This is a genomic window from Paenibacillus massiliensis 2301065 = DSM 16942 (assembly GCF_000377505.1).
Taxonomy (GTDB): Bacteria; Bacillota; Bacilli; order Paenibacillales; family Paenibacillaceae; genus Paenibacillus; species Paenibacillus massiliensis.
Window position 1 is genome coordinate 307,952 of record NZ_KB898193.1, and the last position, 9,453, is coordinate 317,404.

General features: G+C 50.8%; 9 protein-coding genes and 1 pseudogene. All 10 read right to left on the reverse strand.

Going from position 1 to position 9,453, the window contains the following annotated elements; genetic code table 11:
• Positions 1–3 precede the first annotated feature (3 nt).
• Positions 4–1,383, reverse strand: a complete 1,380-nt coding sequence (locus D328_RS0119400; RefSeq protein ID WP_018886700.1) for an oligosaccharide flippase family protein — start codon at positions 1,381–1,383, stop codon at positions 4–6.
• 6 nt (positions 1,384–1,389) lie between these two features.
• Positions 1,390–2,841, reverse strand: a complete 1,452-nt coding sequence (locus D328_RS0119405) for an O-antigen ligase family protein (RefSeq protein ID WP_018886701.1) — start codon at positions 2,839–2,841, stop codon at positions 1,390–1,392.
• A gap of 34 nt (positions 2,842–2,875) precedes the next feature.
• Positions 2,876–3,649: a WecB/TagA/CpsF family glycosyltransferase gene (locus tag D328_RS0119410; RefSeq protein WP_018886702.1), complete on the reverse strand. Its 774-nt coding sequence runs from the start codon at positions 3,647–3,649 to the stop codon at positions 2,876–2,878.
• Positions 3,650–3,653: 4 nt separating this feature from the next.
• Positions 3,654–4,991 carry an O-antigen ligase family protein gene (locus D328_RS0119415; RefSeq protein WP_018886703.1) on the reverse strand — a complete coding sequence of 446 codons (1,338 nt, stop codon included), beginning with the start codon at positions 4,989–4,991 and terminating at the stop codon, positions 3,654–3,656.
• A gap of 11 nt (positions 4,992–5,002) precedes the next feature.
• Complete coding sequence (locus tag D328_RS0119420; RefSeq protein WP_018886704.1) at positions 5,003–5,950, reverse strand: glycosyltransferase; 948 nt, start codon at positions 5,948–5,950, stop codon at positions 5,003–5,005.
• Positions 5,950–6,648, reverse strand: a complete 699-nt coding sequence (locus tag D328_RS0119425; protein WP_018886705.1) for a sugar transferase — start codon at positions 6,646–6,648, stop codon at positions 5,950–5,952. Before D328_RS0119425 ends, D328_RS0119420 begins: the two co-directional genes overlap by 1 nt.
• 16 nt (positions 6,649–6,664) lie before the next feature.
• Positions 6,665–7,558, reverse strand: a complete 894-nt coding sequence (gene galU, locus D328_RS0119430; RefSeq protein WP_018886706.1) for a UTP--glucose-1-phosphate uridylyltransferase GalU — start codon at positions 7,556–7,558, stop codon at positions 6,665–6,667.
• Between the two features lie 38 nt (positions 7,559–7,596).
• Complete coding sequence (locus D328_RS0119435; RefSeq protein WP_018886707.1) at positions 7,597–8,235, reverse strand: CpsD/CapB family tyrosine-protein kinase; 639 nt, start codon at positions 8,233–8,235, stop codon at positions 7,597–7,599.
• Positions 8,219–8,962 (reverse strand): YveK family protein, encoded by a 744-nt coding sequence (locus D328_RS0119440; RefSeq protein ID WP_018886708.1) that lies wholly within the window; start codon positions 8,960–8,962, stop codon positions 8,219–8,221. Before D328_RS0119440 ends, D328_RS0119435 begins: the two co-directional genes overlap by 17 nt.
• 360 nt (positions 8,963–9,322) lie before the next feature.
• Positions 9,323–9,453 (reverse strand): annotated as a pseudogene (locus tag D328_RS30775) (IS200/IS605 family transposase); the annotation flags it as partial.

The window sequence follows — 9,453 nt, forward strand, 5'->3', positions numbered from 1 at the left end:
TTCTTAACCGTTAGCCGGTTTTCTCCGGATATATGTGGACAGGGTAGACCGGAGCCACTGAATATCCTGTCTGGAAATGATGAGTCTTGGAATTTTGGTCTTAAGTACAAATTTGACGTTGATCAGAATCATGGAAAAACGAATGATAACCGAGATGAGCATCGCTATGCCTGCTCCAGTCAGACCATAAGCTGGAACCAGCACAATCAGGAGAGGAACTACCATGGCCAGGCCGGCCCCCTGAAGTATCGTGACAAGTTTTGGTTTGCCAAGCGCCATAAATGCCTGTGCCAATACCATGGTTCCCCCGCCAATGGACACCTCTAGCACCAGGAATCGGAATACGGTAAGCGCGCTTTTGAATTCCGGTCCGTACAGTAAAGTGAACACATATGGAGCAATCAGCATCAGTACCACAGACGCCAGAATCGTGGCAGTGGATGTAATCCGAAAGGCTCTGAAGGTGATCGCAATCGCCTCATCCTTATCCAGGCTGGATGCCTTCGGGAAGAGAACGACAATGATCGAGGTTGAAAATACATTGACCATTCGCGCCAGGCTGACAGCCACTGCATACAATCCGAGCTCTGCTGGCCTCAGCAGGGCTGCAATCAGAATCTGGTCGATGTATTGGGAGACCTGACCCATCAGATCATTTCCGTAGGAACCCATCCCGTAGGTGAACAAACGCTTGAAATGAGCCCAGCCATTCTTGATCTTCGGCTTATAGGTCCGAATCAGTCGTACCGTGACCATCGCATATACCGGCACAGCCGGGAGCAAATAAGCAAGCGCCGATGTATAGGGGTTCATCATGCCCGTCACAATCAGAATGCCTAAGCCGAGCAAGGTCGCCAGCGGAGTAATGTACCTGAACAAGTTGTATTGCTTATATTCACCCCGCACCTGGAGCATGGCATTGTTGACCTGTGAGATCGCCACCAGAGGACACAAGATCATCGAAATCTGTGCGAATAGAACAACTCCTGGATCAAAGGCATCCAGCCAGATCGGTACTACGAATATTCCGATCGTTGTAGCTATGCTTCCGAACAAAATAGCCAGCAGCAGTGCGATCCCATAGAGTGATCCTGCATCCTTGGGGCTCTTCTTGGCGCTATAGATCAGTGCCGAAGGCACACCGAAGGTCAGACAGAAGGCCAGAAATTGAGACCAGTTCACCATCGCAGTCTGTTCTCCACGCCCCGTAGGTCCGAGGTAACGTGCTGTCAGTATGCCTGTCAGCATGTTCACCATCAGGATCATAATGCTGAAGAACATCGTCTTGACCGCTGCTGAGCTGTTATCCTTGCTTTTGGCAAAGCGGACAATAAAGCTGAATATGCTTCGAATTGGACTGGACAGTGCCTGTAAATATTGCATCGATTGCTACCTTCTTTCCGATGAAGCGTCTTTGGCCCACAGCCCTATTCCAATCAGCATCCATACGAGGTAACCTCGCATTCCCGGGAAGCCGTTATCAGATATCAGGTTCGCGACCGCTCCCGCCCACGCCGCAAATGCTAGACGGGCATACGGCTGATAGCTGTCGCGCAAGGCAATGCGCTGAAGCAGCTTCTTGGCCAGGAAAAACAATGCGCCAAAAAAGAACAGCGCTCCTGCAATGCCGAAGGTCAGGAAGACCGCGATGATGCCGTTGTCCATAACCCCGTGCTCTCCCAGATCCCCTCCATTCTCCAGCTTCGTGCCTGTACCTACACTTCCGATGCCCTGACCAACCGGGTTCCCGATTACAGCCGGGACCATGGTGTTCAGGAGGTCCAGCCGCTCATTGTAGGAATGATCCTCCTGAATGGACGTGAGCGTCTCCATCCGGGCCACGAGCCCCTCTGCTCCAGGCAGCTTCGGCACAATGTAGAACATAGCTGCGCCGACAAGGACCAATTGCAGAATCGTCTTCCATTTCCCCTTGGAGGCGGATGTGACGATATATACCAGCAGCATGACGAATACAACCAGCCAGGCAGAGCGCACCAGTGTAATCAGCAATCCGGTTACCGTGAGCAGCAGACCGACCCACCCCAGCGTGCCTCGCCACCGTTTCTCCATCAGCATGGGCACGAGAGCCAAAGCCAAAAAGGCTGCGCACGGTCCCGGAGAGTTCAAGGTCGAGAACACCCGGATTTCGAGTGGATAGGGCATGCCAATCGAATTCATCTCAACATGATTCATCCAGAAGGCATCCCATGGCGGTACGGTTAGGTATTGAATTATGCCGTAGACCGCTACCAGTGTGGCGATATTCGCATACGCATACAGCAATCGGTCGAGATCTTTGGGAGAAAATGGTCTTACAGCGAAATATGGCAGAAGCAGCAATGGGATCACATAGTTCGCCAGATCATAGGCGAAGCCCATTCCATTCTTGGCCAGCCCGATCAGGCTGCCGTAGCCGAGAGCTACCCCGAAATACAGAACAGCTCTGGCCAAAGGCTTATCGACATGATGAATGCTTCGCAGCACTGGAATAATGATCATCGCTCCAGCCAGAAGCGGAGCAACGCTGAGCAACGATACCGAATGGTAGGTGCCCTCCATCCAGTCCATGATTCTGCGTATTTCAGGCGCGATGGCCCATACTACGAGCGTGTAGGGAACGAGCATGCGGGATTGGATCATCGCCAGTACAAATGCTGGAAAGACCAGTGCAAGCACTGCAGCCGCCTGCTGGCTCATGGTAGGACTCAGCTTGGCGCTGACATATCCGATCATGAGTGGCAGGATACAGGCCGCCATACCCAGCAGCAATATGGTCAATCCGCGTGTGTTCCACAGGCTGAATCCCTGCGGCTGGTTAGATAATCGTCCGGCATTTCTCATTCAGGTGCTTCCTTTCTGCAGGAATACGGGCGGATTACTCCGCGTTTCCCCTCTTCATCCGATTGGTTTTGAGCATTTCTTTGAGCAGTAGGAGCAGAAATTGAGTATCCTCAATCAGATATCTCTTCCATAGTCTTCGAGGTTCCTGTGATAAGCGCCAAAACCATTCAAACCCCGTCTTTTGCATCAGCTCCGGTGCTCGCTTGATGGACCCGGACAGGAAATCAAAGGTTGCCCCGACACCGATTGACACCGGAGCACGATAGGATTCATAGTGCCGATAAATCCATTTCTCTTGCTTCGGAGCGCCTACACCGACGAAAACAATGTCCGGGCGACTCTCCTTCAGCATGTGGATAATCCTCTGGTTCTCCTCCTCGTTGTTCTCAAAGCCATAGGAGGGAGAATAATAGCCCACTACATTAATCTGTGGATAGGACTGCTTCAGATTTTGCATGGCCTTCTCAGCCACTCCATCTGCCGAGCCCATGAAGAACAGCCTATATTGACGCTCCTCAAAGGCCTCACCCAGCTTGCTGAACAGATCGGAACCGGACACCTTCTCCTTCAGCGGCTTGCGCAGTAGCTTGGAGGCCCAGATAATCGGCATGCCATCAGCTACTACAGCTCCTGCCTCCGAATAGATCTGCTTGAACTCCCTGTCCTTGCGAAGCTTGATGACATGGTCCACATTGCAGGTCAGAATATAGGAATGGTCCTGCTGCTGAATGGTCCGATCAATGTAATCCAACAAATCATTAAAGTCATAGTTATCAAAATTGACATCGAACATGTTCACTCTGCTCATCGTATCACTTCTCTTTTGCGAAATCGGTTTGCGTTGAAGTCTGGTACAAGCAATTCAAATACCAGCACAACGGAATAATCATTTGAACCGTTGATAAGGTATTGTCCGAAAAGGAATAAATCAGAAATCCGGTAATCAGACCTGCGAAATAGGGCTTGATCGGCTTAGCAAGCGATCGATAAATGAGAACGAACACGATCAGCAGCGAGAGCATTAGCAGGCCGCAGCCAATGTATCCTGAATCAAAGTAAAAGCGGATGTATTCGTTATGCGGTACGACGAAGCCATTGAACAGCGTGCCATCGTTCGCAATTGTCACCGCGCCAAGTCCTCTTCCTGACCACGGATAGTCCTGAACCCGGCTTAGAAAATAATCCCACGCCTCTGAGCGGCCCGACAGATCAATGCCCGTATCCGTCTGTCGCTCGAATGAGCGCTTCATCAAATTGTCCCATTGCAGAGCTACCGCAGCGATCCCCACCAGGATCGAGCCTCCAAGTGGAAGCATATATCTCAGCCTGCCCCGCAAATATTGACGGGAAATATCGTACAAATACACAGCCAGAATCGGCAATAACGCAAGGATAGGTCCACGAGTCCCCGTACCGATCAGAATCATAAAGTTAAGAGCCAGTGTCATGTAGAAGTAGATGCTCTGCTCTGGTCTTCGCTTTATTTCGATTAAGGATACGCCAATCCCAATAAAAGCCAGCATCGCCAGATGCGGCGGGATGTTCGCCCCCTGCAGCCGAATGGCTCCAGTGAATTCCACAGAAGCCAAGGAATGCATACCAGCTACAGCCAGCAGCAGTCCTGCTACGACACTAATGACGGGAAGCATCGCGATGATGCGAATGTGCTTCTCGGCCACAGCCCTCTTCCACTTGATTAGGAGAAAAAAGAAGGGCAATGACAGCCCGATAAAGGCCTTGATTGCCAGTGATGCGCTCATCTGTGGAAGCCAGACCGAGAATGTAAAAGTAATTCCAAGCATGGCTGCAAATGCCCAGATGGGATAGCTGAATTTCAGCCGGATGCCATTGACCAGCATACAAGGGACTAACAAGGCCAATATGCCCAGCTTGTAGAGGGATAGCACCTCGAATCCGAACAAGCCGCCGGGAATCAGGTAATCCACAGATAAGGCTGTGCTCAGCAATACGAGATAGCTGATCCGATCAGGGTGGGTGATACAGACTCCCAGCAGCAGTAGCACCACTACAGCAGCGATGCTGATGAAGGGCTGATAGGTAGCTGCGACCCCGATAAACAACGCAGCCAGCAGGAATACCGTCACTTGTTGAAAGGCATTCATTCTGGCTATCCGTGGATAGTTACTCATTGTTCAACACCTCATCCTGCGGCAGACTCACGATTTCGGTTCCGAAATGTATCCATCGTTCCCCGTATACTTTCCATCCTGCATTGAATCAGCAGTCTCGCTGCTTCACTGCGTGCTCTCAAGGAGCTCATAGCAATATACAACAGCTTAGCTCCCGTCTTGGCCATAAGCATGGCCCAATCCTTGGGGCCACTGCACTGAGCTGCGTACGACATACCTTGGCAATAGTACCTGTTCATAATCCAGTCTCTCGTCAAGCGCTCGGCAGGTACGAAATGATCCACCGCCATATCGGGATGATAGATGACCAGCCCGCCAGCCCTGCGAATGTTCTCAAATACCCACGATTCCTCTCCCGAAAGGAGGAGGTTGCCCTTGCGACCCAGATGGAGCGGGAACATTCCTGTGGCAAATACCGATGTGCGCATAGCCATATTGGCGCCGAACGGATTCAGGTTCTTCGGATACTCACGCTCCTCCGTGCCCAGATTTACGATTGTGTAAGGCAGTTCAAGAGGGCCGCTAAGCCAGGAGGGCCGCTCGATCTCGAAGATCGGTGCAATCGGTCCTCCAAGAGCACTCATATCCGGATGCCTGTGGAAGGTGTCCACAATGGTTGAGATCCAGCCCACGCAGGGAATGGCATCGTCATCCAGAAAGGCTACAAGCTCAGCCTGCGCCAGATGGATACCTGCATTGCGAGCTGCCGACAGCCCTTGTTCGGATTCATAGTGGTGGCGGAAGCTCAGCCTATGCCCGTGTGCCTCCTCGAACCGCCCGATGACACTAGCGGTATGGTCCGTCGAGCGATTGTCCACGACGATGACCTCTGCCCGTTCCAGCTCCTTCAGGGACAGTAATGACACCAGCGTCTTCTGCAGCAGGTCAGCTCGATTATAGGTGCATATGATAATGGACAGCTCAGGTACGCTGTTATGAATCCCTTGATTGTTGTCCATCAGTAGGCATCCCTGGAGAAGAGCATGATGACCCCTGTCTTGAAGATGATCTTCAGATCCAGCCAGGTGTTGCGCACATGGATGTACTTGAGGTCCATCTGCACCATCTCCTCAAAGCCGACACTGTTGCGCGCGCTAACCTGCCAATAGCCCGTGCACCCCGGGGTGACGATCAAGCGCTGCTTGTCATAGTCGGAGTATTCCTCCACCTCGCTTGGCAAAGGCGGACGGGGCCCCACCAGGCTCATGTCTCCCCGCAATACGTTCCACAGCTGCGGTATTTCATCAATGCTGGTCTTGCGAAGGAATCTGCCGATCCGTGTAATTCGCGGATCATTCTTGATTTTGAACATGGCCCCACTGACCTCATTCATGGCCATCAGATCCTTTTTGAGCTCCTCGGCATTGGACACCATCGATCTGAACTTAAACATGCTGAACAGCTTCTCGTTCTTGCCTACCCTGGTCTGCTTGAAGAAGACACTCCCCTTCGGGTCCTCCAGCTTGATGAGAATACCCACCAGCACGAACAGTGGTAGCAATACGATGAGTCCTATGCCTGACAGCAAGATATCCAGAATGCGTTTGGTCACCAGATATGAGGTCTTATCCTGTACCTTCTTAGTTCCATATGGCATGTAAAACGTTTTACCCGGCACGACAGCCTCATAGTCATCCGGCAGATTTTCCATGCTCATCGCAATGACTCCCTCCTTATGATCCAACCGTGGTGGAATGATCAGCTTTGGCGAGCCACTCAGCCATGGCATCCAGCACAGGATATTTGAGATCGCCGCTTTGCATCGCAAATTCCAGGGTGGTCAGAATATAGCCAAGTCGCTCTCCCACATCATAACGAGTACCCTCAAAGTCATAAGCATAGACACGCTCGCTTTGATTAAGCTTTTGGATCGCATCCGTCAACTGAATCTCTCCGCCAGCTCCGCGCTCCTGCAAATCCAGGTATTTGAAAATCTTAGGTGTGAATACGTATCGGCCCATAATCGCAAGGTCTGACGGTGCCGTACCCTTCGGTGGCTTCTCTACAAAGTTGTTTACTCTGTACAGTCGTCCTTCCTGAAGATCCGGCTCGATAATTCCATAACGATGTGTATATTCCTCGGGCACCTTTTGTACTCCGATCACGGAGTTCTGAGTCTCCTCATATTGATCCATCAGCTGACGAAGGCATGGAGTCTTGCCTGTGACAATGTCATCTCCCAGCAACACGCCGAACGGCTCATCGCCAATGAAGCGTCTGGCACACCATACAGCATGTCCGAGACCCTTCGGCTCCTTCTGGCGAATATAGTGAATCTCAACCTTCGAGGAGCGCTGCACCTCTTTCAGAATGTCCAGCTTGCCGTCCTCGAGCAATCTGGACTCCAGTTCAAAGGCGTTATCGAAGTGATCCTCGATGGCCCGCTTGCCCTTACCTGTGACAATGATGATGTCCTCAATTCCGGAGTCAATTGCTTCTTCCACGATGTACTGAATCGTGGGCTTGTTGATGATTGGAAGCATTTCCTTAGGCATTGCCTTGGTCGCCGGTAAGAACCGTGTGCCGAGTCCTGCGGCCGGGATAATCGCTTTTTTCACTTTTTTCATCGCATTGGCCTCCTAGAATGATATTGGTTATGCATAAGTTATTTCACTTGGTTCAACACGATGCCCACAATGGAGGCTCCTGCCTGATCCATGAGTTGCTTGGTCTTGCGAATATCACTGCGTTTCGTACGCGAATGCTGGGCGACCAGCACCACCCCGTCTGTGATCGGCGCCAGTAGACGGGCATCCGTGTAATCCAGTGCAGATGGGGAGTCAATCAGAATAAGATCATATTCCTCGCGTAGCTCATCAATCAGTTGCTTCATCTTCGCGCTACCCAGCATATCTGCCGCATTATAGATGCTGTTCTCAGCCAGAATCACATACAGGCTGCTGTCTACCTTACGGATGATGTCCTTGGAACTGGCGGAGCTGCGAAGATAGCTCGATAATCCACTGGTATTCTCCATACCGAACACTTCATGGATGGCCGGGCGACGCAGGTCTGCATCGACAATAGCAATCTTTCGTCCTTCCTGGGCGAAGGATACAGCAACATTGGCCAGCAATGTCGTCTTGCCTTCTCCATGACCAGGCGAGGCTACCAGAAGAGCTGTTCCCAGATCACTCGTGCCGATGACCTGCTGGCGGATGTATGTCCTAAGTGAACGAAAGGATTCAGATACATGCGAAGCCGGGTTCGTCTCGGTAATTAACGCATCACTCAACTGCAGCATAAGTTCGTTCCCCCACTCGTTCTTTGGGTTTGCCAGCGGCGCTGCCCAGATCCTTTTTGCGGATGACCGGAATGGCTGCAATTACAGGAATGCCGAGCTCTGCCTCAGCTTCTTTCTCAGATCTGAGCGTACCGTTGATGCTCTCCAGGAAAATTAACGTTCCGAGTGCAATCATCAAGGACACGATAAAGCTAATGGCAATATTCATGAGCGGACTGCCATTGACTGGCTCTGGATCAGCCTGAACATCCGCCAGATTCAGAATCTTCACATTATTCAGGTTCATTAGCTCAGGTACGGAGCGCGCAAAGGTCTGCGATACGGCATTTACAATACCTGCTGCCTTCTGATAGCTCTCATCTTCTACCGTAAGCCCGATAACCTGGCTCTTGTCAGAGGATTTGATCTGCAGTTTCTCTGTCAACTGCGCCTGATTGAGACCAAATTCGGGGTGAGCAGAGACTACAGTGTTCATAATGGAAGGTGACGTAAGAATATCCCTGTAGCTCTGCACCAGGTTAAGACTGGCATTGACTTCATTCAGGCTGTTGCTTTGCGGTGTGCCCGAGATGTTGTTAATGAGTATCTGGCTGGAAGCAGCATACACAGGCTTCACGAAATTCTGACTGACATACAGCGTTGTTAGGCATGAGATCAGAACAAATGCAGTAATCAGCCATAACCTTTTCCGAATCAATACAAGGTAATCCATAATGGTTTTCTCCATTACATCTCCTCCTTTCCGCTCTGATCCGCATATTCATAAGTCTCTCTTGGAAGCACTCCTGATTTATGAAAATGCTCATATTAATATATTCTCATCTTATCAATGCCACAGTGGGCACACATGACCCCTTGCTGCACTTTATTCGTAACGATGGTAGACATTTGATTGCCACCTGTGTCTACTCTTTGGTATACTTTCGTACCATATTTATTAGCAAAATCAGGACCACCCGTCCAACGGGTGGTTTGCTCTTAGGGTATAACCCCCTGTTGCCAAACTGCGCCTAAAGACGCTAGCCTGACAGCAGGGCTGTTCAGGCTCATTGTTATTTGTCTCTTTCACTTACCAGTTAAACTGGTTTTACTTCTTTTTGCTCCGATTACTGCTGAATGGATCTTCGTATTCTTTTACACTCAGCTTATCTACTGCCTGATCGTGTGCTTCTTGCTCTCGAATATACTTTCTTACTGTTGCTTCATTTAGACCCACCG

Coding starts and splice junctions, on each gene's coding strand:
- D328_RS0119400 (WP_018886700.1), bottom strand. CDS start 1,383: ATGCAATATTTACAGGCACTGTCCAGTCCAATTCGAAGCATATTCAGC.
- D328_RS0119405 (WP_018886701.1), bottom strand. CDS start 2,841: ATGAGAAATGCCGGACGATTATCTAACCAGCCGCAGGGATTCAGCCTG.
- D328_RS0119410 (WP_018886702.1), bottom strand. CDS start 3,649: ATGAGCAGAGTGAACATGTTCGATGTCAATTTTGATAACTATGACTTT.
- D328_RS0119415 (WP_018886703.1), bottom strand. CDS start 4,991: ATGAGTAACTATCCACGGATAGCCAGAATGAATGCCTTTCAACAAGTG.
- D328_RS0119420 (WP_018886704.1), bottom strand. CDS start 5,950: ATGGACAACAATCAAGGGATTCATAACAGCGTACCTGAGCTGTCCATT.
- D328_RS0119425 (WP_018886705.1), bottom strand. CDS start 6,648: ATGAGCATGGAAAATCTGCCGGATGACTATGAGGCTGTCGTGCCGGGT.
- galU (WP_018886706.1), bottom strand. CDS start 7,558: ATGAAAAAAGTGAAAAAAGCGATTATCCCGGCCGCAGGACTCGGCACA.
- D328_RS0119435 (WP_018886707.1), bottom strand. CDS start 8,235: ATGCTGCAGTTGAGTGATGCGTTAATTACCGAGACGAACCCGGCTTCG.
- D328_RS0119440 (WP_018886708.1), bottom strand. CDS start 8,962: ATGGAGAAAACCATTATGGATTACCTTGTATTGATTCGGAAAAGGTTA.